The sequence below is a fragment of the Asanoa sp. NPDC049475 genome (assembly GCF_040676915.1).
GTDB lineage: Bacteria > Actinomycetota > Actinomycetes > Mycobacteriales > Micromonosporaceae > Asanoa.
Genome location: NZ_JBFAPY010000010.1, coordinates 149,770 through 175,734 on the forward strand (window position 1 = coordinate 149,770; position 25,965 = coordinate 175,734).

Genomic DNA, 25,965 nt, shown 5'->3' on the forward strand with positions numbered 1-25,965 from the left:
CGCTCGGCAGCGACGTCTGGGGGATCGACCAGGAGGCCCACGCGGAGACCGCCGAGCGCCTGCGGAACCGGCTCGGCGACGAGCCGTACCGCCGGCTGACCGCCCGGGGAGCTGGTCTCGCGCTCGACGACGTGCTCGCGCTCGCGTCCGACCGTGGCGCGTAGCCTGTACGGCGTGGAACAGTTCGCGGTCGCCGTCGGTGCGGGCTCGTTGCGGTCATCCGACGGGGCGGTGGTCGGCTTCCCGCACCGCTGGACGCCGGAGGGTGTCACGGTCGAGGCCGACTTCACCGGCGCCCACCTGCTCCACCTGGCCGCGGCGGGCTGTGTCCTCAACGACCTCTACCGCGAGGCCGCGCAGCGCGGTCTCACGCTCGACGGCGTGCTGGTCACCGCGCGGGGCGGCTTCGAGCCGGACAGCTGGGCGTCGACCGGCATCACGTACACGGTGGAGCTGGACTCGGCCGAGGCCACCGAGGACCTGGCCCGTCTGGTGCTCCACGTCGACGAGATCGCCGAGATCCCCCGCGCCCTTCGCCTCGGAACCACCGTCCGCCGGGGGCGCTAGCTCATCAGCCGGCCCAGGTGCTCCGGCGCGAAGAACTCCACGGGCGACGTGACGCCGGAGTTGAGTCGGGCGAACGCGTCCATCGCGTCCTGCTTGCCGGCGATCGCCGACATCAGCTGGACCATCTGCTCGTCCGGCGGCTGCAGGGCGGCGATCTGCAGGGTCAGCTGGTAGACGGGCATCGCGCGGGTGTCGCGGGCGGCGTGGTAGCCGGCCAGCGCCGAGTCGTAGGCCTCCGTGCCGGCCAGGGCCGCCTCCAGCGCCTCGGCGAGCCGCTCGGCGTCGAGGAAGGCGTCGGTGATGCCCTGCGCGGTGATGAAGTCGCGGCTGTAGCCGGCGTCGCCGACCAACGCCCAACCGGGGCCGTACGGCAGCCGGAAGTAGTTCGGCACCGAGGTGCCGACGATCCGCTCCTCGCGCTTGGCGTCCCGGATCCGCTCGGCGAACCCGGGCGACAGCTCGAAGGTCGCCATGAGCTCGGCCTCGACGTCGTTGCGGTGGTCGGCGAGCTCCGCGTGCGGCCAGCCGCCGATGACCAGGGTCAGGTCGTCGTTGGTGGGGCACACCGCGAAGCCACGGCCCGGCCGGCTGTACGCCTCGAAGGTGTCGGTCGGCAGGTTGCTCCAGTAGGAGTAGTAGCCGACCGTCAGCGCGGGCCGGTCCTCGTAGACCGGCGGCTCCACGGTCCTGGCCACCACCGAGTTGCGGCCGTCGGCGCCGACCACGACGCGGGCACGCTCCACAACGGACGCTCCACCGTGGTCGTGGCCCCGGATCCCGGTGACCCGGCCGTCGTCGACCAGCACCTCGTCGACGGTGAACCCTTCGCGCACCTCGACGCCGGCGGCCACGGCGGCATCGACCAGGATCTTGTCGAGCAGCTGGCGCCGCGGGGCGTACGCGTAGGGCAACCCGGCATCGCCCGGCGCCCCGGCCACCACGATCGGCCCGAAGTCGAACGAGTAGCGGCCGACGGGCGGGCAGCCGGTCGCCACGACCTGGTCGAGCAGCCCGAACCGACGGAGCGCGGCGACGCCCGGCGGGTGGATGACGTGGGTGGACACGGTGTCACTGGGGAAGGTCGCGCGGTCCACCAGCAGCACCCGGTGCCCCTGCCGGGCCAGCAGGATCGCCAACGGCGAGCCCGCACAACGCGCTCCGACCACAATGACGTCGTACGACAGATCCGCCATCTCGCCCCTTACTCGGCTCCCGGAGCCATGATGGAGCGATCATCCTCCACTGTGAAGAGGCCGCACGGTCGATGTTCGACCGTGCGGCCTCTTCAGGCGTGAAAAGATCAGCCGGCGTGCTTGCGGCGGGCGGCGGCCCGGCCGCGGGCCGTCTGGTCCAGGACGACCTTGCGGATGCGCACGGCGGTCGGGGTGACCTCGACGCACTCGTCCTCGCGGCAGAACTCGAGGGCCTGCTCCAGGGAGAGCTTCCGCGGCGGGATGACCTTCTCGGTCTCGTCCGAGGTGGACGCCCGCATGTTGGTGAGCTTCTTCTCCTTGGTGATGTTGACGTCCATGTCGTCGGAGCGGGAGTTCTCGCCGACGATCATGCCCTCGTACACCTCGGTGCCCGGCTCGCAGAACAGCGTGCCGCGCTCCTGGAGGTTGAGCATCGCGAATCCGGTCACCGCACCGGAGCGGTCGGCCACCAGGGAGCCGTTGCCCCGGGTACGCAGCTCGCCGAACCACGGCTCGTAGCTCTCGAACACGTGGTGCAGGATGCCCGTGCCCCGGGTGTCGGTCAGGAACTCGGTGCGGAAGCCGATCAGGCCGCGCGCCGGGACCAGCCACTCCATCCGGATCCAGCCCGTGCCGTGGTTGACCAGCTGCTCCATCCGGCCCTTGCGGGTCGCCAGGAGCTGGGTGATCGCGCCGAGGTATTCCTCGGGGGCGTCGATGGTCAGGCGCTCGACCGGCTCGCAGGTCTTCCCGTCGATCTCCCGGGTGACCACCTGCGGCTTGCCGACGGTCAGCTCGTACTGCTCGCGCCGCATCTGCTCGACCAGGATCGCCAGGGCGAGCTCACCGCGGCCCTGGACCTCCCACGCGTCGGGGCGGTCGGTCGGGAGCACCCGCAGCGAGACGTTGCCGATCAGCTCGCGGTCGAGGCGGTCCTTGACCATCCGGGCCGTGACCTTGGCGCCCTTGACCCGGCCGACCAGCGGCGAGGTGTTGGTGCCGATGGTCATGGAGATCGCCGGCTCGTCGACTGTGATCAGCGGCAGCGGGCGCGGGTCCTCGGGGTCGGCCAGGGTCTCGCCGATCATGATCTCCGGGATGCCCGCGACAGCCATGATGTCGCCGGGGCCGGCGGACTCGGCCGGCTTGCGCTCCAGGCCCTCGGTCATCAGCAGCTCGGAGATGCGTACCCGCTCGGTGGTGCCGTCGATCTTGCACCAGGTGACCGTCTGACCCTTGCGGATCGTGCCCTCGCGGACCCGGCAGAGGGCCAGCCGGCCGAGGAACGGCGACGCGTCGAGGTTGGTCACGTGCGCCTGGAGCGGCGCGCCCTCCTCGTACGACGGCGCCGGGATGGTGTCGAGCAGGGTCTGGAAGAGCGGCTCCAGCGAGTCGCTGTCGGTCGGCACCGTGCCGTCCACGGGCTGGCCGAGCGAGGCGATGCCGTCGCGGGCGCAGGCGTACACGATCGGGAAGTCGATCTGGGTGTCGTCGGCGTCGAGGTCGAGGAACAGCTCGTACGTGTCGTCGACGACCTCCTTGATGCGGGCGTCCGGCCGGTCGACCTTGTTGATCACCAGAATGATCGGCAGGCGGGCCTTGAGCGCCTTGCGCAGCACGAAGCGGGTCTGCGGCAGCGGGCCCTCGCTGGCGTCCACCAGCAGGACGACGCCGTCGACCATCGTCAGGCCGCGCTCGACCTCGCCGCCGAAGTCGGCGTGGCCGGGGGTGTCGATGATGTTGATGACCACCGGGTCGCCGTCGGCCGGCGCGTACGTGATGGCGGTGTTCTTGGCGAGAATGGTGATGCCCTTCTCGCGCTCAAGATCCATCGAGTCCATCATGCGGTCGGTGGTGAGCTCGTTGCGGGCATGGAACTGGCCGCCCTGGCGCAGCATCGCGTCGACAAGAGTTGTCTTGCCGTGGTCGACGTGGGCCACGATGGCGACGTTGCGGAGATCGGAACGGGTCGGCATGCCTCCATCCTCCCGGATGCCGATGAACGACCCCGTCGGGGTATCCCGGAGGTGGCCCGGATCTCTGGTTATCCGCTATTTTCCGACATCCCGCGCTGGCATGCTGGACCGGTGGGCCGGGGGACGCAATGGTCGATCTACTGACACGGCTGGCAGATCTGCCGCCAGCCGTCATCTACGTGATCGCCTTCACATTGATCGCGGGCGAGACCGCGGTGTTGCTGGGGCTGGTCTTTCCGGCCGAGGCGACGCTGCTGCTCGTCGGGTTCCTGTCTTTCACGGGGACCCTTGACCTGCCGGTGACGCTGGGGCTGATGGTGCTGGCGGGGCTGCTGGGTGACTCGCTGGCCTTCCGGGCCGGCCGCCGCTACGGCACCCGGCTGCGCGAGGGGCGCTGGGGCGAGCGGGTCGGCGCGCAGCGCTGGGCCAAGGCCGAGGGCATGCTGCACCGCCTCGGCGGGCGGGGCATCCTGGGCGCCCGGTTCGTGGCGTTCGGCCGCACGCTGGTGCCTCGGCTCGCCGGTGCCGCCGACATGCCGTACCGCCGGTTCGTGGCCTGGAACGTGCCCGGGGTCGTGCTCTTCGTCAGTGCCTCGGTGCTGGTCGGCTACGTGGCCGGGGAGTCCTACGAGACGGTCTCCGAATACCTGGGCAAGGCCACCGGCGCGGTGCTGGTCCTGCTCCTGACGATCGTCGTGATCGTCCTGGCCGGCCGGTGGCTCGGCCGCAACCCCGACCCGTGGCGGGCGCTGGTCACGCGGGCCGGCGCGCTGCCTCCCCTGCGCTGGGTCAACCAGCGCTTCGGTGTGCTGTTCTTCCTGCTCACGATGCGACTGGGCCGGGGCTGGGCACTGCTGGCCAACCTGGTCGCCGGGGTCGCCCTGCTCTTCGGCATCGGCTTCGGGCTCGCGTTCGTGATGAAGTGGGCGGTCGACCAGAGCGGCCTGAGCGTCATCGACGACAACATCGCCGGCTGGTTCGCGCTGCGCCGCACCGACCCGGTCGTCGACGCCGCCCGCGAGACCCTCGGCATCCTGCGCGGCTCCCTGCTGATCCTGGCGGTCGCCGTGGTCGCGGCCCTGCTCGCCTGGCGGCACCGGTCCCTGCGCGGCGACCTGGTCACCGTGGTCACCACGGCCGGCGCGTTCGTGCCGCTGGTGCTGCTCGCGGTGATCTCGGACCTGACCCGGGCCGGCGATCTGACCCCGGCCAGCTCCTCGGTGTCGGGCCTGTTCCCGAGCCAGAACGCGGTGATCACCGCCGGCTTCTGCACGCTGGCCTGGCTGCTGTCCCGGCGCCGGCACTGGCCGCTGCGGGTCGCCCTCTGGACGGTGGCGGCCGCCGCGATCGTGAGCCTCAGCGGCGCCCGCCTCTATCTCGGGTGGAGCGTGGCCAGCGAGACCGCCACGTCGGTGCTGCTCGGTGTGATGTGGACCCTCTTCTTCATGGTGGCCTTCGCCAGCCGCGACGACGGGACGACCGAGGAGCCGGCGGAGTACGCGTCGACAGCTTCCGAAACGGACGGTGGCGGGCTGTCCCCCGCCCCACAGGCCGCGCAGCCGGGGCGGTAAGGAGCGGCTACGGCTGATAGCGTCCCCCTGGTCACGGGGAGGTGCGATGCGACGGTCACGTCGTCTTTCGGTCGCGGTTTGTGCGTTGGCTCTGGCTCTGTTGGCCACCGGTTGCGGTGGTCAAAGCGGTGACGGTAGCGGTGGCGGCTCGGCGCAGAAGTCCGACGGTGCTGTCGAGCACGCGTCGACGACGACCGACCTTGATGCTGACACCTCGGATGGCTCCCCCGAGACCGCCGAGCAGAAGTCCGTCGCGGGCCTCGGTGCCGCGGCTGCCGTGCCGACGAAGACACCGCCGTCGCCGCGCCCCAGGGCCACCGTCAACAAGCCGAGCCCGCCCCGCCGTCCGACGACCGAGAAGCTCCCGCCGAAGCCGCCGCCGAACCAGCCGGGTTGCACCCGGCCCCGCTACGAGGGCGCCCGGCAGAGCCAGGCCGACGTCAAGATCGCGCTGACCGACGCCGCCGCCATCGCGTACTGGCCGAACAGCGCGCCTGACCTGCGGGTGTCGCTCGACCTCGTCAAGGCCACCGCCTGGCAGGAGAGCGGCTGGCAGTCCAACATCATCGCCTGCGACGGCGGCATCGGGCTGATGCAGGTCATGCCGGACACGGCGGCCTTCGTCAACCAGCGGTTCGACAAGAGCTACGACCTCAACGCCTACCGCGACAACGCCCAGCTCGGCGCCAACTACCTGGCCTGGTTGATCAAATACTTCGGCGAGGTCTACTTCGAGGACGACTACACGGTCGACCCCGCCGACTGTGCCAGCCACACGGACCTGTGCATGCTCAACGTGGTCATCGCGGCCTACAACTACGGACCGTACGCGGTCGACACCCCCGAGGGCCTGGTGATCCCGAACCCGCGCTACGTCGACAACGTCCGCTCGCTGATGACCAACTGCGAGTGCCTCGACTTCTAGGTCTTGATGGCGCGGAAGGCGAAGGTGTCCGCGATCCCGTTCGGGCTCGACTCGGCCACCCGGTCGAGCCGCAGCCCGGCACCGGTGACGGCGTTGAGCAGGTCGGCCAGCGGCACGTGCCAGGCGCCGACCCTGGCCCGCACGCCGTGCGGCGCCCAGGCGTCGAAGGTGCGCTCCGTCTCGGCGTAGCGGGTGTTGATCGTGATCAGGTCGGCGTCGGAGCGGTCGGCGAACGCACCCACGAAGCAGGGATGCACACCGGCGTGCACCAGCCGGCCGCCGGGCGCCAACACCCGGGCGGCCTCCCGCAGCACGGCCGCGTAGTCGGGCAGGTCCGTGTGCGCCAGCACGCAGGCGACCGCCGGCACGCTCCCGTCGCGCATGGGCAGCCGGGCCGCGTCGGCGGCCGCCACCGGGAGCCGCCCCTGCGCCCAGCGGAGCTGGCCCTGGGAGAGGTCGACGCCGACCGGCGTCCAGCCGAGCCCGCGGATCGTGCCGGCCTGCGCTCCCCCGCCGCAGCACAGGTCGAGGCAGCGCCCCGAGCCGGGGCCGAGCAGGTCGGCCAGGTGCGCGCGGATCCGCTCCATATAGGACGAGGCGACCCTGGTGTAGTCCTCGTACCAGTCGGCATAGGCGTCGTACGCGGGAGGGGCGGTCATGCCGGCACGCTAACCCGGCGGCGGGGACGGGTGGGCCGATGTTCGCGGAGGGCGCACACTATCGTCTGACCCGATGAAGAGCTGGGACGATGTCGACGACGCGCTGGCCGCCGCACCGGGCACGGCTTCGGCGTGGATCGGGCCGCTCGGTGGCGCACCGGTCTACACGCGGTCGGCCGACGCGCCGCACTACGCCGCGAGCACCATGAAGGTGGGCGTGCTGGTCGCCCTGCACCGCGCCGGGCTCGACCTCGACGCGCCGGTGGCCGTCCACAACAGACACCGGTCGGCGCTGCCCGGCGCGGAGCCCTTCGCCAACGACCCGGCCGAGGACAGCGACACCGCGACCTGGGCACTGCTCGACGGCACCAGCACCCTGCGCGACCTGGCCCGCCAGATGATCGTCCGATCCGGCAACCTGGCCACGAACCTCTGCCTCGGCGCCGTCGGCCTGCCCGCGGTCAACGAGGTGTGGCGCCTGGCCGGCGCCACCCACAGCGTCACCGGCCGCGGCATCGAGGACACGGCGGCCCGGCTCGCCGGCATCGACAACCTGGTCACCGCCCGCGACCTGGCGGCGCTCTTCGCCGCCGTGGTGGCCGGCGACCTGGTCCCACCGGGATCGCGGCGCCAGGTGTTGGCCCTGTTGGAGGCCAACGAGCACCGCGACGACCTGGTCGCCGGCCTCCCGGACGGCACCCGGGTGGCCCACAAGAACGGCTGGATCACCGGCGTACGGCACGGCGCCGGCGTGGTCTTCCCGGGGGACGCTCCCCCGTACACGGTGGTCGTCTGCACCACGACGACGCTGCCGGACGAGGCCGCCTGCTCACTGGTCGCCTCGGTCTCGGCCGCCGCGTGGCGGGCGCGCTAGGGCTGTTCCAGCAACCGTTCGCGCAGGGCGGCCTTGACCGCGTCGTCGATGCCGAGGGCGTCGCGCAGGTACGTGTCCATGTCGCCGTGCCGGCGGGCGACCTCGTCGTACGCCGCGTCCAGGTAGTTCTCGCGCGCCTCCAGGACCGGCCGGATCGCGTCGAGGTCGAGGCTCGGGCGGCGGACCAGCATGGCCCCCATGATCGACTCGTTGACGCTGTCGGCCAGGTCGTTGGTGCGCAGGTAGTCCGCCCGGATCGCCGCGGCGTCGACGCCCAGGGCCGTCAGGAGGATCACCGACAGCCAGCCCGTGCGGTCCTTGCCCGCGCTGCAGTGGAACAGCAGGGGCAGGTTGTCGGCGTCGGCGACGGTCCGCACGGCGCGGGTGAACGCCTCGATCGCGGCCGGGTCGGCGACGAACCAGCGGTAGATCGCCTCCATCGCGCCGACGGTGCCCTCGCGGGCCAGGGCCTCGTACGCGGAGAGGTCGTGGCCGAGCATCACCGCCGAGACGTACGTGAAGACCGGGTGCCCAGGGTCGTGGATCGGGATGTGCACGACCCGCGGCTCACCGGCCAGCCGGTCCGGCGGCGCGACCTCGATCTCGTGGGCGCTGCGCAGGTCGACCACGCACGACAGCTCCAGCTTGCTCAGCGTCGGCAGGTCGTCGTCGACGAGCCGGCCCAGCCCGCTGGCCCGGATCAGGGCGCCGAACCGCACCAGGCGCCCGTCCGCCCCCACGTAACCACCGAGGTCACGGGCGTTCGGCGCACCCGACAACGACCATTCCACCGCCATGGACGATCCCTCCGTCGCTCTCAGCCCCTCCGGATAGGGTGCCGCACATGACGATCGAGGATGTCAGAACCCACCGGGTACGCGCCCCCCTGCACACGCCGTTCGTCACGGCACTGCGCCGGGCGACGTCGGTGGAGACGCTGGTCGTCGAGATCGTCGACCAGGACGGCCGGTCCGGCTTCGGCGAGGCGCCGCAGGTCTGGCAGGTAACCGGGGCGTCGCTGGCCGGCTCGGAGGCGTGCGTCACGTCGATCCTGCGGCCACTGCTGCTCGGCCGGGACCCCGACGACCTGGTCTCGCTCACCCGGTCGACCGCCGGAGCCGTCGCCGGCAACGAGGCGGCCAAGGCGGCGGTCGACGTCGCGCTGCACGACCTGGCCGCGCGCCGGCTCGGCGTACCCCTGGCGCGGTTGCTCGGAGGCACGGCCCGGCGGGTGCCGACCGACGTGACGCTGACCGCGGCGGACGAGATCGGCGTCGCGGACGCGGCGCGCGCTCGGGTCACCGAGGGTTTCACGGTGCTCAAGGTCAAGGTCGGCGCCGACCCGGCGACGGACCTCGCCCGGATCCGTGACGTGCGGGCGGCGGCGGGCGCGGGGGCGCGCATCCGGCTCGACGCCAACCAGGGATGGGGCGCCAAGGAGGCCGTCCGGATCATCCGGGCCGCCCAGGATCTCGGTGCCGACCTGGAGCTGGTCGAGCAGCCGGTGCACCACCGCGACCTCGAGGGCCTGCGCTGGGTCACTGACCGGGTCGACGTGCCGGTCCTCGCCGACGAGTCGGTGTACGGGATCCGCGACCTGGTCACCGTGATCCGCAACCGGGCGGCCGACATGGTCAACGTGAAGCTGGCCAAGTGCGGCGGGCTCGGCCCGGCGCGCACGCTGCTCGCGCTGGCCGAGGCGCACGACATGGGCACGATCGTCGGCACGATGATGGAGAGCCCGGTCGGGGTAGGCGCCGCCGCGAGCCTGGTGGCGGCCTACGGCACGACCGCGGTCGCCGACCTCGACGCCGCCTGGTGGCTGGCCAGCTCGCCGGTCGAGGGCGGCCTGACCTACGAGCCCGGAGCGGTGATCCTGCCGGACGCGCCCGGGCTCGGACTGACCCTGAATCTCTAGGCGCCCGTCCCGGTTGTCATCGAAACGCGTTTTCGTCTCATGAGCTGGAACCACTGCCCGGTCGGGCTATCGGGGTCGGCCATGTGGGCAGAATGAAGGAGAGTTGCAGCAGGCGATTGAGCGGCGGCGAAGAGTTTCGTAGCCTGGCTGACAGGGGTGGGGACCCCGTCGGCGGTGCGGACGGGGGGCGGGCGAGTGCGAACGGACAGGCAGCGCGAGGTGCGGGCAGGCAGCGACGCGATGGTACGAGTCGCCGTCGCGACACTGTGGTCCACACCAGACGCGCTTCGTCCGATTGACAGCCGCGCGCTCGGGCGCACCGCCGACATCCCCTCCTGGGTGGCGTCGATGTCGGCGGAGCAGCAGATCGGCGACGGCGTGCTCAGCCAGCTCCTGCTGGGCGAGCGGGTACGCGTCGACGAGGTACGCGACGACGGCTGGGTCCGGGTGGTCGCGCTGCAGCAGCCGGGCGCCCGCGACCGGCGCGGCTATCCGGGATGGATCCCGGCGTCGCAGCTCGTCGCGGCCGGCGACACCCCTGCGGTCGACGACACCACCCTTGTCGTCGACGCGACCTCGACCGACCTGCGCGCCACACCGGGCGGCCCGGTCGTACTGGCCAACGTCATGATCGGCACCCGGCTGTTGCCCCTGGGCGAGCTCGTCGACGGCTGGTGGCCGGTCGGTGCCGGCGACGGGCTGATGTGGGTGTCGGCCGCGGACGTGTCCCTGGCCGGTCAGCCGGTGGTCGCGCTGGACGTAGCCTCCCGGTTCCAAGGCGTGCCCTACGTCTGGGGCGGGCTGTCGGCGTACGGCATCGACTGTTCGGGTCTGGTCCATCTGGCGTGGCGCCGGTGCGGGGTGGTGCTCCCCCGCGACGCGGCCGACCAGGCGGAGGCGACGCGCTCGGTTCCGCTGGGCTCGGAGCGTCCGGGTGATCTCTATTTCTTCGCGCGCCCCGGCCGCCGCATCCACCACGTGGGCATCGTGACGGGGTCGCGGCGGATGCTGCACGCCTGCTACACCCAGCGGCGGGTGGTCGAGGAGCCGCTCCCGGAGGCCCGCGAGGCAACCCTGGTGGCGGCGCACCGGGTGGCCGGCTGAGCTCTCTTCCCGGCGCGGGAATGGGTGGACCGGGTCCGTGGTTGTGATCAGTGTCGGTGTGTTCAGTGTCCCCGGGCCTCACCTAAATTGCCTTCGCGGAATACCGTTCGGCTGGAGCCGCGTCGCGCCACTCGCCGAGAGGCGACCTGCACACCGACACCTGAGAGCGCCGCCCCGGCCAACACCGGGAGCGGCGTTTTCGTCTTTCCGATGATCGACCCACTTGCGCAGCCGCCCGGGGGCGGCCACGCCCGGACGCGGCCACGGCGGACATGCGACGACCCCCGGCAGCCTGAAGGCCGCCGGGGGTCGTCGCTACGCATTAGCTGCCGATGCTGGTCAGCTCGCGCCCTTTGCGTTTGTCGCTCGCTGATTTCGCCAGGCTGGCGATCGTCGCTATCAGCAGCGTGCCCAGGATGACTGTCAGCGACAGCCAGATCGGGATGTGCGGTGCCCAGCTGATGTGCTCGCCGCCGTTGATGAACGGCAGGTTGTTGTCCGCCAGAGCTTCGAGGACCAGCTTCACGCCGATGAAGCCGAGCACGAAGGCCAGGCCGATGTTGAGGTAGACGAGCCGGTCGAGGAGGCCGCCGAGCAGGAAGTACAGCTGGCGCAGGCCCATCAGCGCGAAGACGTTGGCGGTGAAGACCAGGTAGGGCTCCTTGGTCACGCCGAAGATCGCGGGGATGGAGTCCAGCGCGAAGATCAGGTCCGTGGTGCCGATCGCGATCATCACGACCAGCATCGGCGTGAACAGGCGCTTGCCCATGCTGTCCCGCGTGGTGATCCGGGCGCCGTCGAAGTCGCGGGAGAACGGGACCGCACGCCGTACCCATCGGATGACGATGTTCTCCTTGAAGTCCTCTTCTTCGGGCTCGCCCTGACGCGCGAAGTTGATCGCCGTGTAGACCAGGAACGCGCCGAAGATGTAGAAGACCCACGAGAACTGGCTGATCAGCGCCGACCCCGCCGCGATGAAGCCACCGCGCATCACCAGCGCCAGGATGATGCCGACCAGCAGCACTTCCTGTTGCAGATGTCTGGGCACGGCGAACCGCGACATGATGATCACGAATACGAAGAGGTTGTCGACACTCAGGCTGTATTCGGTCAGCCAGCCGGCATAGAACTCACCGGCGAAGGTGGCGCCCGAGGTGAACCACAGCCCCAGCCCGAACAACAGGGCCAGGCCGACGTAGATCGAAACCCAGATCGTCGACTCTTTGATGCTCGGTTCGTGTGGCCGTCGACCGATGATCAAAAGGTCGGCCAGCAAGACCGCGACCATCACCACGAGGGTGATGGCCCAGACGAGCGGGGTCACGTGTAAGGACGGCGCGTTCAAATAGACCTCCGGCAGGCACACCACATCGCCGAATGACGAAGTGCTGGGTCGTGACTGTCGGGAGGTCTCTTCCATCGCCGGGCCTGGGTTGGCTCTGCGACCGACGATGCCGGGTGGTCGCCCAGCTCACGCTGGGTGACTGCCGTGTTGACGACAACGCCTGCGGGGGAATACTCCCCTCCTCGAGCGCCATTCTCCCCCATCGGACCCGGTTTTGACACATCGACCATCGCGACTCGCCTGTGATCTGGTGCGACATCACACTGCGCGTACGCCGTCCTAGGATGTTTCGGGTGTCGCCACCGGCTCGTGGGAGGCTGCCAGCCATGATCCTCGAGGTTGCGCTGATCGACATCCGACCGGGCGAGGAGGAGGCGTTCGCCGCCGCCTACCGGAAGGCCCACCCGATCGTCCGGGGTACGCCCGGCTTCCGCTCCATCCGCATGACCCGGGGCGTGGAGTCACCGTCGCGGTTCGTGCTGCTGGTCGAATGGGACAGCGTCGAGGCGCACCTGGAGAACTTCCGGGCCTCGGACCGCTTCACCGAATGGCGCGCCCTGATCGGGCCGTACTTCGCCACTCCCCCGGTCGTCGAACACTTCACGGACGTGCCGACGGAGGTCTCGACGCGTACGTCCTAACGGCCCCGCGTTGAAGGCCTGCCGTGGCCGGTGTGGTGTGGGCCCTGGCCCGTAGGGCCGTGGGCCGTGGGCCGTCAGCGCTGGCCCGTGATCGTGTGTGAGCCATCTGGAAGATCCAGGGCCGAAACGTTGATCGTGTGCGCCAGATCTGGGCGACACGCCGCCCGAGGACCAGACCAGCCACACCCGATCACGGCCCAGCCCCCTCCGAGACCAGACCAGCCACACCCGATCACAGCCCGCGCCACCAAGAACCACCCGGGCCACGACCCACCCCGCCGCAGCCCGAGCAACCAACCCGTCACGGCCGTCCGAGCCAGTCACCGACCTCACGGCCAGGCCAAACAGATGTTGATCTACGGTCAGAACCGGACCACCGAACACCCCCGCCACACCCACCCGCGGTAGTCAGGACCGACCCGTCTGGACCAGATCGCGGACGTGGCGGAGGCCCGGGCGGCCGGGCAGGTCGATCTCGCCGACCGGGGTGAAGCCGTTGCGGCGCAGGACCGTCAGGGAGCCGATGTTGTCCAGCGCCGCCGATGCGACCAGTTGACGCAGGCCGTAGTCGTCCCGGGCCATCTCGCACACCCGGCCGACCGTTTCCGTCGCGACGCCGCGGCCGGACGTCTGTTCGGCGACACGGTAGCCGAGCTCGGCGCTGCCGTCGGTGACGTCGACCAGGTTGAAACGGCCCAGGACCGTTTCGCCGTCATCGTCGATCAGCAGGTGGAAGTGGTCCAGGCCGGCGGCCTGGTCCGCCAGCATGGCCGCGTGGCGGGCGGCGAAGTCGGCGAAGTACGCGTCTCCGCGGTCGGAGATGAATCGCGCGAAGTACGCCCGGTTCTCCAGCTCGAACCGGAGCAGGGCGGCGGCATGACCCGCGGCGAGCCGTTGGAGGTCGGGCATCGCGTCATATTAGACGCGCGGTCGGAGATCGACATGTGCTTTAGTCGCCCGATGACGGATCGCGTGGCGCTCGTGACCGGGGTCAGCCGACGGGCCGGGATCGGGGCGGCGGTCGCCCGGCGGCTGGCCGGCGACGGGCATCAGCTGCTGTTGAGCGGGCTGCCGTCCTACGACGACGACCAGCCCCACGGCGGCGACCCCGACGGCATCCCGGCTCTCCTGGCCGAGCTGCCCGGCGGCCCGCACCACTACTCCCCCGCCGACCTGACCGACCCCGCCGCCCCGGCCGCGCTGGTCAAGGCGACGGTCGAGCGGTTCGGCCGCGTGGACACGCTCGTCGTGGTGCACGCCTACTCGACGGACAACACGTTCGGCCAGCTCGACGCGGGCGAGGTCGACCGGCACCTGATCGTCAACGTGCGGGCGACGATGCTGCTGATCGAGGCGTACGCGGCGGCGCACGACACCGGTCCCGGCCGCGTCGTGCTGTTCTCCAGCGGCCAACGACTGGGGCCGATGACGAGAGAGATCCCGTACGCGGTCAGCAAGGCCGCCGTGGAGAACCTGACCAAGCAGCTCGCCACCACGCTGATGCGGAGCGGCATCACCATCAACTGCCTGAACCCGGGACCGACCGATACGGGCTGGGCCTCCCCTGAGGACCAATCGGCGGCGGCGCAGCTCTTCCCCGGTGGGCGCTGGGGCACCCCGGACGACGCCGCGCGGGTGGTTGGGTGGCTCTGTTCACCCGAGGCATCCTGGGTCACCGGCCAGGTGATCGACTCGGAGGGCGGCTTCGACCGGTACGCCTGAGCACCGTGTGAGGCGGTGCTCCCGGCCGGGACGGCGCACGATCTCCGCGCCCACCGGCCTCAGCGGCGACGAGCCCTCAAGCGTCGACGGCGGTCAGGAGGGCCGGGCTGTCGGGCGACGGGCCGGCCAGTCGGGTCGGGGTCGAGCCCGTGAACGTGCGGAAGTCGCGGATCAGGTGCGCCTGGTCGTAATAGCCGGCCTCCGCCGCGACCGAAGCCCACCCCTCCTCGGCCGCCCGCCCCGCGAGCCCGTAAGCGCGTTCGAAGCGAACCAGCCGCGCCAGCACCTTGGGGGGCAGGCCGAGCTCTCGCCGGAAGACCGCGGCCAGATGGCGGCGGCTCCAGCCCGTCAGGGCGGCCAGTTGGTCGACCGGAATCGCGCCGCCGCTGAGCCGCAGCCGGCGCCAGGCGCCGGCCAGCCGGCGGTCCGGCTCCGGAGTGTCGGCCAGCCGGGCGCCGAAGGTTCGATCGAGCAGTGCGAACCGCTCGTCCCAGCCGGCCGCGGCTCCCAGCCGCGCCGGTAGCGCGCGGAAGTCGCGCAGCGCCCCGCCGTCGAGTGAGTCGACCCCGACCACCCGGTTGGCGACCTCGCCGAACGGGCGACCCAGGATGCGGGCCGCGACCAGCGGGTCGAGCATCACCTGCACCCCCGAAGCGGTGCCCGGCGCCGTGACCGTGTCGACGTAGCTGTCGGACAGGCCCGCCGCGAACGAGGCGACGCCGGTCGCCCCGCCGGACGGGCCGCGCGGATCGCGGACGTCCAGCGGTGCGCCCCAGCCGAGCACCAGGACGCAGCGGGAGACCGCGATCTCGCGGCGGGCGAGCGGATCCGCGGCCCGCTCGGCATAGCCGACGTAGGGGCCGACGGCCCGTCGGAGCGCCCCCGCGGGCGCTCCGACGGTGTAGCCGATCATTTGACTCCGGCCACGTCCATGCCGCGTAGCTCCTTCTTGAGCTCGTGCACCTCGTCGCGGATCCGGGCCGCCAGCTCGAACTGGAGCTCGCGCGCCGCGGCCAGCATCTGGTCGTTGAGCTGCTGGATGAGCTGGGCCAGGTCGTGCCGCGCCATGCCCTCGCGGGACGGTCGCGCGGCCGCCGGCTTGCCCTTGGACCGGGTCTCCGGCACGGGGCCTTTGCCTCGGGACATCTGCCGCCCGCCGCCGCCGACGATCGCGCCGCCGGGGCCGTGGCCGCCGAGGGCCCCTTCGGTGTCTTCGGCCTCGCGGTAGATGTCGTCGAGGATGTCGTGGATCTTCTTGCGGAGCGGCTCGGGCGAGATGCCGTTGGCCTCGTTGTGCGCCACCTGCTTGGCCCGCCGGCGGTTGGTCTCGTCGATCGCCTCGGCCATCGACGGGGTCATCTTGTCGGCGTACATGTGGACCTGGCCGGACACGTTTCGCGCGGCGCGGCCGATGGTCTGCACCAGCGAGCGGCCGCTGCGCAGGAAGCCCTCCTTGTCGGCGTCGAGGATCGACACCAGCGACACCTCGGGCAGGTCGAGACCCTCGCGCAGCAGGTTGATGCCGACCAGCACGTCGTAGTCGCCCTTGCGCAGCTCGCGCAGCAGCTCGACCCGGCGCAGCGTGTCGACCTCGGAGTGCAGGTAACGCACCCGGATGCCGTGCTCCAGCAGGTAGTCGGTCAGGTCCTCGGCCATCTTCTTGGTCAAGGTCGTGACCAGCACCCGCTCGTCGCGTTCGGTGCGCAGCCGAATCTCGTGCATCAGGTCGTCGATCTGGCCCTTGGTCGGCTTGACCACCACCTCGGGGTCGATCAGGCCGGTCGGCCGGATGACCTGCTCGACGAACTCGCCGCCGGCCTCGCGCAGCTCCCACGGCCCGGGCGTCGCCGAGAGGAACACCATCTGGCCGACGCGCTCGAGCACCTCGTCGAACCGCAGCGGCCGGTTGTCGGCCGCGCTGGGCAGCCGGAAGCCGTGCTCGACCAGCAGGCGCTTGCGGGACGCGTCGCCCTCGTACATCGCGCCGATCTGCGGGACCGTCACGTGCGACTCGTCAATCACCGTGACGAAGTCGTCCGGGAAGTAGTCGAGCAGGCAGAACGGCGGGTCACCGTAGTTGCGCCCGTCGATGTGCATCGAGTAGTTCTCGATGCCGTTGCAGAAGCCGACCTGGCGCATCATCTCGACGTCGTAGGTCGTGCGCATGCGTAGTCGCTGTGCCTCGAGCAGCTTGTTCTGACCCTCGAGCTCGGCGAGGCGGTCGGCCAGCTCGACCTCGATGCGCCCGATCGCCCGCTCCATCCGCTCGGCGCCGGCCGCGTAGTGCGACGCCGGGAAGATGAACAGGTCGTCGACCTCGCGGATCACGTCACCGGTCAGCGGGTGCAGGTAGTAGAGCTTCTCGATCTCGTCGCCCCACAGCTCGACCCGGACGGCCAGCTCCTCGTAAGCCGGGATGATCTCGAGCGTGTCGCCGCGCACCCGGAACGTGCCGCGGGTGAACGACATGTCGTTGCGCGTGTATTGGATGTCGACCAGCTGCCGCAGCACCTTGTCACGGTCGATCTCGGCGCCGCGCTTGAGCCGCACCGCCTGGTCGAGGTATTCGGACGGCGTGCCCAGGCCGTAGATCGCCGACACGGTGGCGACCACCACCACGTCGCGCCGGGTGAGCAGCGACATCGTGGCCGAGTGGCGGAGCCGCTCGACCTCCTCGTTGATCGACGAGTCCTTCTCGATGTAGGTGTCGGTCTGCGGGATGTAGGCCTCGGGCTGGTAGTAGTCGTAATAGGAGACGAAGTATTCGACCGCGTTGTTGGGCAGCAGCTCGCGGAACTCCTTGGCCAGCTGTGCACAGAGTGTCTTGTTGGGCGCGAGCACCAGCGCGGGCCGCTGTAGTCGCTCGATCAGCCACGCGGTGGTCGCGCTCTTGCCGGTGCCGGTGGCGCCGAGAAGCACCGAATGCCGGTCACCCGCGCGCACGCGCCGCTCAAGCTCGTCGATGGCCGCCGGCTGGTCGCCCGCGGGCTTGAACTCGCTGACGACCTCGAACCGCCGGTCGGTGCGGGGGATGTCCAGGGTCATGCCTCTAAAACTACGTCGGGGGTACGACATCTTCCCCGGACGGGACGTTGCGTGCGTGATCGGCTTCGATATTGTCATTGTGTGGGATAGGTCACCGCGCTACCGTTTCAGCGTAGGCCGCTCGCGGCGGCCGACCGGGAGCATGATCGGGCCTCCACACCGGCCGGTCGTCCCCGGCGCTGTGGTTGCAGCCCCGGCACATCGTCGGCGTGCGCACCCGACGCGGTCGCGCGATGCGCAGACCGGCCGCCGCGAGCGCCCTTTACGCGTACCCACGTCACCTCAGCCACGCATGCCCCGTTCAACCACGCGTGACCCTTTCTCGTCGTCCCGCGGAACGCCGGCGCATCATCGCGTTGGTCGCCCTCGTCTGCATCTCCCTCGGATCGCTCGCCGGTCTGATCGGCGGCCTGGTCTCCTGGGGGCCGGACAAGGCGGCCACCCAGTCCCGGCCGCTGTCCGCGGCCGAGGCGCAACGCCTGTCCGAGATGCGGGTCACCAACTTCCGCGACGAGCGCTCCGGCGTCAACGCGGTCTGGGGCGAGGGCGACGCCCAGGTCCGGGTCGCCGGTTGGGTCGACTGGAAGCGCGCGCTGGCCTACCTGCGGGTCGGCGGTCCCGGCGCGGGCGACCAGCGTGGGCTGCTCCAGGCCGTACCCGGCGTGGTGGCGACCAGGCCCGCGACGCCGGCCGAAGCGGCCGCGGAGGCCGAGGCCCCACGACCGAGCGACGCCACGAAGCCGGCGCCACCGGTCGCCGAGCCGCCGGCGGATCCACCGGCCGACGGCTGGCAGCTGCGCAGCTGGTCCCCCTCCGGCAAGTCCGCCACCTCGCTGGACACCTTCCTCTCGCTGGTGTTCGTCGTCGCCAGCCCGAAGGCCGACCACGCCGACCTGCTGGCCAGGAGCGACGCGCGATGGATGGGCCAGGACCGCATCGGGGGTACGACGGTCGACGTGCTGCTCGGCCCCGCGGTCCCACCGCAGCCGCTCCCCACGACCACCGCCACCCCGTCGGCCAAGGCAAAAGCAACGGCGACAGCGACAGCGACGGCCACGAAACCCACGCCGACCGCGAGCCCCAGCCCTTCGCGCACCGCCCCACCGACCGCCCTTGACGAGCTCGGCGGCGCCATGCGCTACTGGCTCGACCCGACCGCCAAGCTGCGCCGCTTCGAGGCGCTCCTGCCGGGCAACATCTCGGCGCGGGTCGACCTCGACCGCACGAACCGCACCGAGGTCAACGCCGTCGCCGCGTTCGGCGGCCGCGCGATCACGCCGCGCGCGCCCAACAAGACCGAGGCCGCCCTGCTGGCCAAGATGCGCCAGCGCAACCAGGCCCGCAACGGCGCGAAGTTCACCGTCGACGTGCCCACCCTGCCGGTCGCGCAGCTGCGCGGCACCGGGTGGCTCGACTGGAACACCACGGTGGCGTACGTCGCCGTGCACGACGTCCGCAAGCCCACCGACGTGGCGTTCATGCGGGCCGACCCGGCCGGGGTGGCGTACCAGACGAAGTCCGGAAAGGCGATCGACGAGCCGCCCGTGCCGGCGCCGGACAGCGGCTGGACGTTCCAGGCCTGGGCGCAGCGGGCCGACGCCCGCGGCGGTCTCGACATCGACCTGCTGCTCGGCGAGGCGCTCGCGGTGGCCGCACCGACCCAGGACAGTGCGAGCTTCTTCGAGGAGCACGCGTCGTACCTGCGCAAGGACACCGTCGGCGGTGTCAAGGTGACGGTGTTCGAGATCGCCAAGCCGGCCGAGCAGGGCGACATCGGCCGGGGCCAGGCCCGGATGCGCTACTGGCTCGACAAGACCGGCGCGATCCAGCGGTTGGAGGCGCGCACGCGGGCCGGCACGTTCGGCCAGATCGACTTCGTCGACGGTACGGTGCCGAACCTGCCGACCGGCCAGCTCGGTTAAGGACGCCAGTCCGTCCGCGCCGCCCACGCGCCGGCGCGGACGTAGAGCTCGTCGAAGAACGGCTCCTTGGCGTCCAGGTAGTCGTCGATCGTCCGGCCCGCGTTGGCCAGCTTGATCGCGGCGTACGCCTCGCGGTCGGCGGCGTCGGCCCTCAGGTGGTCGCGCAGCAGCAGCGCCGTCCGCCAGCCCGGCGAGCCCGCCACCCGGACGTGCAGGTTGACCCGGCGTCCGGGGTCGGCGTTGGCGTGCATCCGCTTCTCCCACGGCCCGGGGTGCGGCGGCTTCGGCCGGTCCTGGTAGACGCCGGGCTTACGCGGAAAGCCCGCCTGCGTCAGCGGTTCGGCGAGGGCGTCGGCCTCGTCCAGCGAGTCGACGGTCAACATGATGTCGACGACGTCCTTGGCGGGCAGCCCGGGCACGGCGGTCGAGCCGATGTGGTCGATCCGGTGCGACAGGCCGGCGCGCCGCAGGATCCGGGCCGCCAGCCGGTCGTACTGCTCCGGCCACGTCGGGTCGTAGTCGACCACCGTCGCCAGCGGGTCCTTGTCGGCCCAGCGGCCGGCGCGCACGTTCGCCTCGAACTCGACCAACCGGTCTGTCCACAGTGCGTCGACCGCGGCAGCCAGCGCCTCCGGGGCGCCGCTGTTGTCGAGCACCACGTCGGCGGCCGCGCGCCGGGTGGCGTCGTCGATCTGCGCCGCGATCCGGGCCGCGGCGTCGTCCGCCGTCATCCCCCGGTCGCGGACCAGCCGCTCGATCCGCACCTCCGGCGCGGCGTCGACGACCACGACCAGGTGGTACGCGGAGCCGAGCCCGCCCTCGACCAGCAGCGGCACGTCGTTGACGATGATCGTGTCGGGTGGCGCCGCGGCGGCCAGCTCGGCACTGCGCGCCCGGATCAGCGGGTGCAGGATGCCTTCGAGCCGCTTGCGGGCGGTGGGATCGCCGAACACGACCCGGCCGAGCGCCGCCCGGTCGAGCGAGCCGTCTGCGGAGAGCACGTCCGGCCCGAACGTCGCGACCACCTCGGCGAGCCCAGGGGTGCCCGGCTCGACCACCTCGCGGGCCAGCCGATCAGAGTCGATCACCAATGCCCCGGCCGCGGCGAACCGCGCCGCCGCCGCACTCTTCCCGGCACCGATCCCACCGGTCAACCCCACCTGCAACACGCCCGCCAGGCTAACAAGCAAGCGGCCCCGCACCGTACGGTGCGGGGCCGCTGCTCTTGATGTTGCGGTGTTACCTACTTACCGGCCAGCTTCTCGCGAAGCGCGGCGAGCGCCTCGTCGGTCGCGAGCGTGCCAGCGGGCTCCTCGGCGGCGCGAGCCGGCGAGGAAGAGGACGAGGAGGACGACGCTCCGCCACCCTGACCGGCCGGAGCCGGCGGGGCCGCGGCGGCCTCGGCGTCGGCGGCGCGGGACGACTGCACCTGCTTGGTGTGCGCCTCCCACCGCTGACGAGCCTCGGCGTACTGCGTCTCCCAGGTCTCGCGCTGCTTGTCGTAGCCCTCGAGCCACTCACCCGTCTCCGGGTCGAAGCCCTCGGGGTAGATGTAGTTGCCCTCGTTGTCGTAGGTCGCGGCCATGCCGTAGAGGGTCGGGTCGAAGTGCTCCTCGCCCTCGACGAAGCCCTCGTTGGCCTGCTTGAGCGACAGCGAGATCCGCCGGCGCTCGAGGTCGATGTCGATGACCTTGACCATGACGTCGGAGCCGACCTGGACGACCTGCTCCGGGATCTCCACGTGGCGCTCGGCCAGCTCGGAGATGTGCACCAGACCCTCGATGCCGTCGTCGACCCGGACGAACGCACCGAACGGCACCAGCTTGGTGACCTTACCGGGCACGATCTGCTGGATCGCGTGCGTGCGAGCGAACTGACGCCACGGGTCCTCCTGCGTCGCCTTCAGCGACAGCGAGACCCGCTCCCGGTCGAGGTCGACGTCGAGAACCTCGACCTCGACCTCCTGGCCGACCTCGACAACCTCGGACGGGTGGTCGATGTGCTTCCAGGAGAGCTCGGAGACGTGCACCAGACCGTCGACGCCGCCCAGGTCGACGAACGCGCCGAAGTTGACGATCGACGAGACCACGCCCTTGCGGACCTGGCCCTTCTGGAGCTTGTTGAGGAACTCGGTGCGCACCTCGGACTGGGTCTGCTCGAGCCAGGCGCGGCGCGACAGAACCACGTTGTTGCGGTTCTTGTCGAGCTCTATGATCTTCGCCTCGAGCTCGCGGCCCACGTACGGCTGCAGGTCCCGGACCCGCCGCATCTCGACGAGGGACGCGGGCAGGAAGCCCCGCAGACCGATGTCGAGGATCAGACCACCCTTGACCACCTCGATGACCGAGCCGCGAACGACCCCGTCCTCTTCCTTGATCTTCTCGATGGTGCCCCACGCCCGCTCGTACTGCGCGCGCTTCTTCGAGAGGATCAGACGACCTTCCTTGTCCTCCTTCTGGAGGACGAGGGCCTCGATGTGGTCACCGACCGACACCACCTCGGCGGGGTCGACGTCGTGCTTGATCGACAACTCACGAGAGGGGATCACACCCTCGGTCTTGTAGCCGATGTCGAGCAGGACCTCGTCCCGATCGACCTTGACGACGGTGCCTTCGACAATGTCGCCGTCGTTGAAGTACTTGATGGTCTCGTCGATCGCGGCGAGGAAAGCCTCCTCGGAACCGAGATCGTCGATGGTGACCTTGTTGGCGCTCGAGGTGGCCTCGATGCTGCTCGTCATGTGGGCGGTTGCTCCGGTCGGATGGTGTGTCACAGCTGCGGTGCGGGTAGCTAATGACCTGTGTGCGCCCGCGAAATGGTCGTAGGCACACCGCAACGATCGCCCATGATCATTGATGGTGTCCGTGGACCGCGGACGCCTGCTCCCTGCCGAGGCACACAATCCGCGTGCGCATCGACTAGCTTACCGTGCGCATTACCACAGCGTGCAAGCCCTCCCCAAGCCGCGCCGTCAACGTACCGCGTGATGGGGTGGTCACCGTGTCTGACGACGATCCGGGAGTGGGCCGGCACGCGGTGACCGACGCGGAGGCCCGGCGAGCCAGTCGTGGCTGGTGGGACAAGGATGCCGACGCCTACCAGGCCGAGCACGGCGCCTTCCTGGGCGAGGTCGAGTTCCGCTGGTGCCCCGAGGGGTTGCGGGAGTCGGACGCGCACCTGCTCGGCCCGGTCGCCGGCCGGCGGATCATCGAGGTCGGCGCGGGTGCCGCGGCCGCCTCGCGCTGGCTGGCCGCCCAGGGTGCCACGGTCGTCGCGACCGATTTGTCCGCCGGCATGCTGCGGCACGCTGTGACCGGGAACACAGCATCAGGTGTACGCATGCCCCTGGTCCAGGCCGACGCGCTGGCGCTGCCGTTCGGCGACGAATCGTTCGATATCGCCTTCACGGCCTTCGGCGCGGTGCCGTTCGTGGCCGACTCCGCGGCACTGATGCGCGAGGTGTTTCGGGTGGTACGTCCGAGTGGGCGGTGGGTGTTCGCCGTGACGCACCCGATGCGGTGGATCTTCCTGGACGACCCGGGCGAGGGCGGGCTCGTGGCGGTCCACTCCTACTTCGACCGGCGGCCCTACGTCGAGACCACGGCGGCCGGGGTGCCGACCTACGTCGAGCAGCACCGTACCCTCGGCGACCGCATCCGCGAGCTCGTCGCCGCCGGCTTCGTCCTCGAGGACCTGATCGAGCCGGAATGGCCCGAGGGGCACGAGGCGATCTGGGGGCAGTGGAGCCCGTTGCGTGGCCGGCTCTTCCCCGGCACAGCGATCTTCGTGGCGTCGCGCCCGTAGGTCGCTGCTCACGCTGCGGTTGTCGGCCTTTGGGATGAGAATCGCATCCATGTCCATCTCCGTCCTGCGCACCAAGAGCATCGAGCGGTCCATCGCGGAGACCGACGAGCCGGGCCACAAGCTCAAGCGCGAGCTCAGCGCGCTCGACCTCACCGTCTTCGGGGTCGGGGTCATCGTGGGTACGGGAATCTTCGTGCTCACCGGCCAACAGGCGGCCCGCAACGCCGGCCCGGCGATCGTCATCTCGTTCCTGCTCGCGGCGATCGTCTGCGCGCTGGCGGCGTTGTGCTACGCCGAGTTCGCCTCGACGGTGCCGGTGGCGGGCAGCGCGTACACCTTCGGCTATGCGACCCTCGGCGAGCTCGTCGCCTGGATCATCGGCTGGGACCTCGTCCTGGAGCTGGGCCTCGGCGCGGCCGTGGTGGCGCGGGGCTGGAGCGCGTACCTGCAGACGCTCTTCGACCTGCCCCCGTGGCTCGCCGGTGACGCCGCCACGCCCGACTGGGGTGCGATGGCGATCGTGGCGCTGCTGACCGTCGTCGGTGTGGTGGGCACGAAGCTGTCCGGACGGGTCACCGGCGTGCTGGTCGCGATCAAGGTCGCGGTGGTGCTGTTCGTGATCGGTCTCGGGCTCTTCTACGTCTCGTCGGCCAACCTGACGCCGTTCGTGCCGCCGGCGCAGCCCAGTTCGGGCGCATCCGGCGGCGAGGAGCCGTTGCTGCAGGCGCTGCTCGGGATCGTGCCGCAGCAGTTCGGCTTCTTCGGCATCGTGGCGGCGGCGTCGATCGTGTTCTTCGCCTACATCGGCTTCGACGTGGTCGCGACCACCGCCGAGGAGACCCGCCACCCGCAGCGCGACATGCCGCGCGGCATCCTGTGGTCACTCGGCATCTGCGCAGTGCTGTACATGGCGGTCGCGTTCGTGGTGACCGGAATGGCCAAATACTCGTCATTGGACACGGGGGCGCCGTTGGCGAAGGCCTTCTCTGACGTCGGCGTCGAGTGGGCGGCCAAGGTGATCTCCCTGGGGGCGATCTGCGGCATCACCACCGTGATCCTGGTGCTGCTGCTCGGCCAGGCGCGGGTGCTGTTCGCCATGTCGCGCGACAACCTGCTGCCGCCGGCCCTGGCCCGGGTCCACCCGCGGTTCGGCACGCCGTGGCTGATCACCATCGGCACGGGCGTCGTGGTGATGCTGATGGCGGGCTTCGTGCCGCTGGCGAAGCTGTCGGAGCTCACGTCGATCGGCACCCTGTTCGCGTTCGTGGTGGTGGCGCTCGGTGTGATCATCCTGCGCCGGACCCGACCGGAGCTACCGCGGGCGTTCCGTACGCCATGGGTCCCGGTCGTCCCGATCCTCGCCGTCGTGGCGTGCCTCTGGCTGATGATCAACCTGCCGGTCGACACGTGGATCAGGTTCGTCATCTGGATGGCCGTTGGCTTCGTGCTCTACTTCGCGTACGGGATGCACGCGGCCGGCCGCCGCCGCGCGGCGGAAGAGGAGGCCGAGCTGCCGACCCCGTCTTCGCGCCCGCATGCATGAGGTTTTGTCCGTTTTCTGCCGGGTATACGCGCGGCATGGGACTCCACAAGGGCGACAAGGTGAGCTGGCAGAGCCACGGCCAGCGAGTACACGGGACGGTCGAGGAGCGGATCACGTCGCGTCGATCCGCGGCGGGCCGCACCGTGGACGCGTCGGCCGACGAGCCGCAGTACCGGGTCCGCAGCGACAAGACGGGCCGGGACGCGGTGCACACGGAGGAGGCGCTGCGCCGTGAGTGACGAGGTGACGGACTTCGGCGCGGCGGTCAACATGACAGCGGGGGAACTGGAGCGCTGGCTGGCGACGGACGACTCACGCGCGGTAGGCCAGAAACCATCGGGTGGCGGAGAGTCGACGGGCCACGAGTCGGGTCGGCGGATCGTGACGCTGCTGCGCACGAAGAAGTCGGACCTCACGGACGAAGACCGAGCCCACATGCGCAAGGTGGTGGGCTACGTGAAGCGCCACTCAGCCCAACGCCCCAAGGGCGACGTCAGTGACACGACGTGGCGCCACTCCCTGATGAACTGGGGCCACGACCCCCTCAAGTCGTGACGCTCTGGCTCAGCCACCAGTCGATGTCGACGGCTGCTTCGTCGCTGTCGAGAAAGTCGCTCTCCAGGGCGGCGAGGGCGGCACTGTCGAACGGGGCGGCCAGGCCGCGGGCAGCGACGGCGCGCACGTCGGGCGGCAGGCTGACCTGGTGCGTCTCCACGTAGTGCGCCAGCCCGTCGGGCCAGATGAAATGCTCGCCGTCGGTCAGTTCGACGCTGCCGTTGCGGGCGGCGCAGAAGCGACACGTCGAGAACCCGGCGGCCGCGACGAAGCAGGTGCCGGAGCGCGGGTAAGCCACCAACGCCTCCCGCTCCCCCGCGTCGAGCGAGGGGTCGACGAAGCCGCGAACGTCCGGCCAGTCCTCGTCCTTCGCATACGTCCGTCCCAGTAGCCGATCAGCCGAAGCACGTTCACCGCCCCGCTAACTCCTATGGATCCGTGCGACGCACCCAGCGTGGCGGCGCACTCTTCTGGCGGACATGGACCGCGATCAGCACACGACGGGGAGCCGCTGCGCACCGATGGTCGCGAGACCCCGACGACGTGCGCGCCGTCGCTGCCCGCGGCTTGGCCGCCCCTTGCCTGCGGCGCCACCACACGT

Annotated in this window: 24 protein-coding genes; 13 read left to right on the forward strand and 11 right to left on the reverse strand. The window is 70.8% G+C overall.

Going from position 1 to position 25,965, the window contains the following annotated elements:
• Positions 1–174 precede the first annotated feature (174 nt).
• Positions 175–567, forward strand: coding sequence for an OsmC family protein (locus AB0J88_RS34665; protein WP_364348924.1), 393 nt, complete (start codon positions 175–177; stop codon positions 565–567).
• On the opposite strand, the gene AB0J88_RS34670 is transcribed toward AB0J88_RS34665, so the two are convergent.
• Positions 564–1,760, reverse strand: coding sequence for an NAD(P)/FAD-dependent oxidoreductase (locus AB0J88_RS34670; protein WP_364348921.1), 1,197 nt, complete (start codon positions 1,758–1,760; stop codon positions 564–566). The two genes, AB0J88_RS34665 and AB0J88_RS34670, sit on opposite strands and share 4 nt — an antisense overlap.
• Before the next feature lie 107 nt (positions 1,761–1,867).
• On the reverse strand, positions 1,868–3,736 hold the full coding sequence (gene typA, locus AB0J88_RS34675; RefSeq protein ID WP_364348918.1) for a translational GTPase TypA: 1,869 nt from the start codon (positions 3,734–3,736) through the stop codon (positions 1,868–1,870).
• Between the two features lie 128 nt (positions 3,737–3,864).
• On the opposite strand from typA, the gene AB0J88_RS34680 reads away from it, so the two are divergent.
• Both AB0J88_RS34680 and AB0J88_RS34685 read left to right on the forward strand, forming a co-directional pair.
• Entirely contained in the window at positions 3,865–5,307 is a 1,443-nt protein-coding gene (locus AB0J88_RS34680) for a VTT domain-containing protein (RefSeq protein ID WP_364348915.1), read from the forward strand.
• 85 nt (positions 5,308–5,392) lie between these two features.
• Complete coding sequence (locus tag AB0J88_RS34685; RefSeq protein WP_364348912.1) at positions 5,393–6,232, forward strand: lytic transglycosylase domain-containing protein; 840 nt, start codon at positions 5,393–5,395, stop codon at positions 6,230–6,232.
• Here the strand turns inward: AB0J88_RS34685 and AB0J88_RS34690 are convergent.
• A complete protein-coding gene (locus AB0J88_RS34690; protein WP_364348909.1) occupies positions 6,229–6,891 on the reverse strand; it encodes a methyltransferase domain-containing protein in 663 nt (220 codons plus the stop codon). The genes AB0J88_RS34685 and AB0J88_RS34690 overlap by 4 nt on opposite strands.
• A 73-nt stretch (positions 6,892–6,964) precedes the next feature.
• On the opposite strand from AB0J88_RS34690, the gene AB0J88_RS34695 reads away from it, so the two are divergent.
• A complete protein-coding gene (locus AB0J88_RS34695) occupies positions 6,965–7,765 on the forward strand; it encodes a serine hydrolase (protein WP_364348906.1) in 801 nt (266 codons plus the stop codon).
• Here AB0J88_RS34695 and AB0J88_RS34700 read toward each other — a convergent pair.
• Positions 7,762–8,562, reverse strand: a complete 801-nt coding sequence (locus AB0J88_RS34700) for a tyrosine-protein phosphatase (protein ID WP_364348903.1) — start codon at positions 8,560–8,562, stop codon at positions 7,762–7,764. The two genes, AB0J88_RS34695 and AB0J88_RS34700, sit on opposite strands and share 4 nt — an antisense overlap.
• 47 nt (positions 8,563–8,609) lie before the next feature.
• On the opposite strand from AB0J88_RS34700, the gene AB0J88_RS34705 reads away from it, so the two are divergent.
• Together AB0J88_RS34705 and AB0J88_RS34710 are read left to right on the forward strand one after the other, a co-directional pair.
• On the forward strand, positions 8,610–9,683 hold the full coding sequence (locus AB0J88_RS34705) for a dipeptide epimerase (protein ID WP_364348900.1): 1,074 nt from the start codon (positions 8,610–8,612) through the stop codon (positions 9,681–9,683).
• A 240-nt stretch (positions 9,684–9,923) separates the two neighbouring features.
• A complete protein-coding gene (locus tag AB0J88_RS34710) occupies positions 9,924–10,787 on the forward strand; it encodes an NlpC/P60 family protein (protein ID WP_364348897.1) in 864 nt (287 codons plus the stop codon).
• 322 nt (positions 10,788–11,109) lie between these two features.
• On the opposite strand, the gene AB0J88_RS34715 is transcribed toward AB0J88_RS34710, so the two are convergent.
• A complete protein-coding gene (locus AB0J88_RS34715; RefSeq protein WP_364348894.1) occupies positions 11,110–12,111 on the reverse strand; it encodes a TerC family protein in 1,002 nt (333 codons plus the stop codon).
• Positions 12,112–12,458: 347 nt separating this feature from the next.
• On the opposite strand from AB0J88_RS34715, the gene AB0J88_RS34720 reads away from it, so the two are divergent.
• The gene (locus tag AB0J88_RS34720; protein WP_364348891.1) at positions 12,459–12,773 is read left to right on the forward strand and encodes an antibiotic biosynthesis monooxygenase family protein; all 315 of its coding nucleotides are present in this window, start codon (positions 12,459–12,461) and stop codon (positions 12,771–12,773) included.
• Positions 12,774–13,181: 408 nt separating this feature from the next.
• Here AB0J88_RS34720 and AB0J88_RS34725 read toward each other — a convergent pair whose 3' ends face one another.
• Positions 13,182–13,682, reverse strand: a complete 501-nt coding sequence (locus tag AB0J88_RS34725; protein ID WP_364348888.1) for a GNAT family N-acetyltransferase — start codon at positions 13,680–13,682, stop codon at positions 13,182–13,184.
• Positions 13,683–13,733: 51 nt separating this feature from the next.
• On the opposite strand from AB0J88_RS34725, the gene AB0J88_RS34730 reads away from it, so the two are divergent.
• Positions 13,734–14,495 carry an SDR family oxidoreductase gene (locus tag AB0J88_RS34730; RefSeq protein WP_364348885.1) on the forward strand — a complete coding sequence of 254 codons (762 nt, stop codon included), beginning with the start codon at positions 13,734–13,736 and terminating at the stop codon, positions 14,493–14,495.
• Positions 14,496–14,571: 76 nt separating this feature from the next.
• Here the strand turns inward: AB0J88_RS34730 and AB0J88_RS34735 are convergent, their stop codons facing one another.
• Together AB0J88_RS34735 and uvrB are read right to left on the reverse strand one after the other, a co-directional pair.
• Positions 14,572–15,408: a helix-turn-helix domain-containing protein gene (locus AB0J88_RS34735; RefSeq protein ID WP_364348882.1), complete on the reverse strand. Its 837-nt coding sequence runs from the start codon at positions 15,406–15,408 to the stop codon at positions 14,572–14,574.
• On the reverse strand, positions 15,405–17,540 hold the full coding sequence (gene uvrB, locus AB0J88_RS34740) for an excinuclease ABC subunit UvrB (RefSeq protein ID WP_364348879.1): 2,136 nt from the start codon (positions 17,538–17,540) through the stop codon (positions 15,405–15,407). Before uvrB ends, AB0J88_RS34735 begins: the two co-directional genes overlap by 4 nt.
• Positions 17,541–17,851: 311 nt before the next feature.
• On the opposite strand from uvrB, the gene AB0J88_RS34745 reads away from it, so the two are divergent.
• Positions 17,852–19,462 carry a hypothetical protein gene (locus AB0J88_RS34745; RefSeq protein ID WP_364348876.1) on the forward strand — a complete coding sequence of 537 codons (1,611 nt, stop codon included), beginning with the start codon at positions 17,852–17,854 and terminating at the stop codon, positions 19,460–19,462.
• On the opposite strand, the gene coaE is transcribed toward AB0J88_RS34745, so the two are convergent.
• Together coaE and rpsA are read right to left on the reverse strand one after the other, a co-directional pair.
• On the reverse strand, positions 19,459–20,631 hold the full coding sequence (gene coaE, locus AB0J88_RS34750) for a dephospho-CoA kinase (RefSeq protein WP_364348873.1): 1,173 nt from the start codon (positions 20,629–20,631) through the stop codon (positions 19,459–19,461). The two genes, AB0J88_RS34745 and coaE, sit on opposite strands and share 4 nt — an antisense overlap.
• A 74-nt stretch (positions 20,632–20,705) precedes the next feature.
• Complete coding sequence (rpsA, locus tag AB0J88_RS34755) at positions 20,706–22,202, reverse strand: 30S ribosomal protein S1 (protein WP_364348870.1); 1,497 nt, start codon at positions 22,200–22,202, stop codon at positions 20,706–20,708.
• A 260-nt stretch (positions 22,203–22,462) separates the two neighbouring features.
• Here rpsA and AB0J88_RS34760 point away from each other — a divergent pair, with 260 nt between their 5' ends.
• The 4 genes from AB0J88_RS34760 to AB0J88_RS34775 are packed head-to-tail and all read left to right on the forward strand — an operon-like array spanning position 22,463 to position 25,364.
• Entirely contained in the window at positions 22,463–23,266 is an 804-nt protein-coding gene (locus tag AB0J88_RS34760; RefSeq protein ID WP_364348867.1) for a class I SAM-dependent methyltransferase, read from the forward strand.
• A 49-nt stretch (positions 23,267–23,315) separates the two neighbouring features.
• Positions 23,316–24,809 (forward strand): amino acid permease, encoded by a 1,494-nt coding sequence (locus AB0J88_RS34765; RefSeq protein ID WP_364348864.1) that lies wholly within the window; start codon positions 23,316–23,318, stop codon positions 24,807–24,809.
• Positions 24,810–24,844: 35 nt separating this feature from the next.
• The gene (locus AB0J88_RS34770; protein ID WP_364348861.1) at positions 24,845–25,048 is read left to right on the forward strand and encodes a DUF2945 domain-containing protein; all 204 of its coding nucleotides are present in this window, start codon (positions 24,845–24,847) and stop codon (positions 25,046–25,048) included.
• Positions 25,041–25,364: a DUF3140 domain-containing protein gene (locus AB0J88_RS34775; RefSeq protein ID WP_364348858.1), complete on the forward strand. Its 324-nt coding sequence runs from the start codon at positions 25,041–25,043 to the stop codon at positions 25,362–25,364. The genes AB0J88_RS34770 and AB0J88_RS34775 overlap by 8 nt, the downstream gene beginning before the upstream one ends.
• Here AB0J88_RS34775 and AB0J88_RS34780 read toward each other — a convergent pair.
• Positions 25,354–25,662 (reverse strand): hypothetical protein, encoded by a 309-nt coding sequence (locus tag AB0J88_RS34780; RefSeq protein WP_364348855.1) that lies wholly within the window; start codon positions 25,660–25,662, stop codon positions 25,354–25,356. The genes AB0J88_RS34775 and AB0J88_RS34780 overlap by 11 nt on opposite strands.
• Positions 25,663–25,965 lie beyond the last annotated feature (303 nt).

Bases quoted from the DNA above. Each gene is read 5' to 3' on its own strand.
- AB0J88_RS34670 (WP_364348921.1), bottom strand. From the start codon at position 1,760: ATGGCGGATCTGTCGTACGACGTCATTGTGGTCGGAGCGCGTTGTGCG.
- typA (WP_364348918.1), bottom strand. From the start codon at position 3,736: ATGCCGACCCGTTCCGATCTCCGCAACGTCGCCATCGTGGCCCACGTC.
- AB0J88_RS34680 (WP_364348915.1), top strand. From the start codon at position 3,865: ATGGTCGATCTACTGACACGGCTGGCAGATCTGCCGCCAGCCGTCATC.
- AB0J88_RS34690 (WP_364348909.1), bottom strand. From the start codon at position 6,891: ATGACCGCCCCTCCCGCGTACGACGCCTATGCCGACTGGTACGAGGAC.
- AB0J88_RS34695 (WP_364348906.1), top strand. From the start codon at position 6,965: ATGAAGAGCTGGGACGATGTCGACGACGCGCTGGCCGCCGCACCGGGC.
- AB0J88_RS34700 (WP_364348903.1), bottom strand. From the start codon at position 8,562: ATGGCGGTGGAATGGTCGTTGTCGGGTGCGCCGAACGCCCGTGACCTC.
- AB0J88_RS34705 (WP_364348900.1), top strand. From the start codon at position 8,610: ATGACGATCGAGGATGTCAGAACCCACCGGGTACGCGCCCCCCTGCAC.
- AB0J88_RS34710 (WP_364348897.1), top strand. From the start codon at position 9,924: ATGGTACGAGTCGCCGTCGCGACACTGTGGTCCACACCAGACGCGCTT.
- AB0J88_RS34720 (WP_364348891.1), top strand. From the start codon at position 12,459: ATGATCCTCGAGGTTGCGCTGATCGACATCCGACCGGGCGAGGAGGAG.
- AB0J88_RS34725 (WP_364348888.1), bottom strand. From the start codon at position 13,682: ATGCCCGACCTCCAACGGCTCGCCGCGGGTCATGCCGCCGCCCTGCTC.
- AB0J88_RS34730 (WP_364348885.1), top strand. From the start codon at position 13,734: ATGACGGATCGCGTGGCGCTCGTGACCGGGGTCAGCCGACGGGCCGGG.
- AB0J88_RS34735 (WP_364348882.1), bottom strand. From the start codon at position 15,408: ATGATCGGCTACACCGTCGGAGCGCCCGCGGGGGCGCTCCGACGGGCC.
- uvrB (WP_364348879.1), bottom strand. From the start codon at position 17,540: ATGACCCTGGACATCCCCCGCACCGACCGGCGGTTCGAGGTCGTCAGC.
- rpsA (WP_364348870.1), bottom strand. From the start codon at position 22,202: ATGACGAGCAGCATCGAGGCCACCTCGAGCGCCAACAAGGTCACCATC.
- AB0J88_RS34765 (WP_364348864.1), top strand. From the start codon at position 23,316: ATGTCCATCTCCGTCCTGCGCACCAAGAGCATCGAGCGGTCCATCGCG.
- AB0J88_RS34770 (WP_364348861.1), top strand. From the start codon at position 24,845: ATGGGACTCCACAAGGGCGACAAGGTGAGCTGGCAGAGCCACGGCCAG.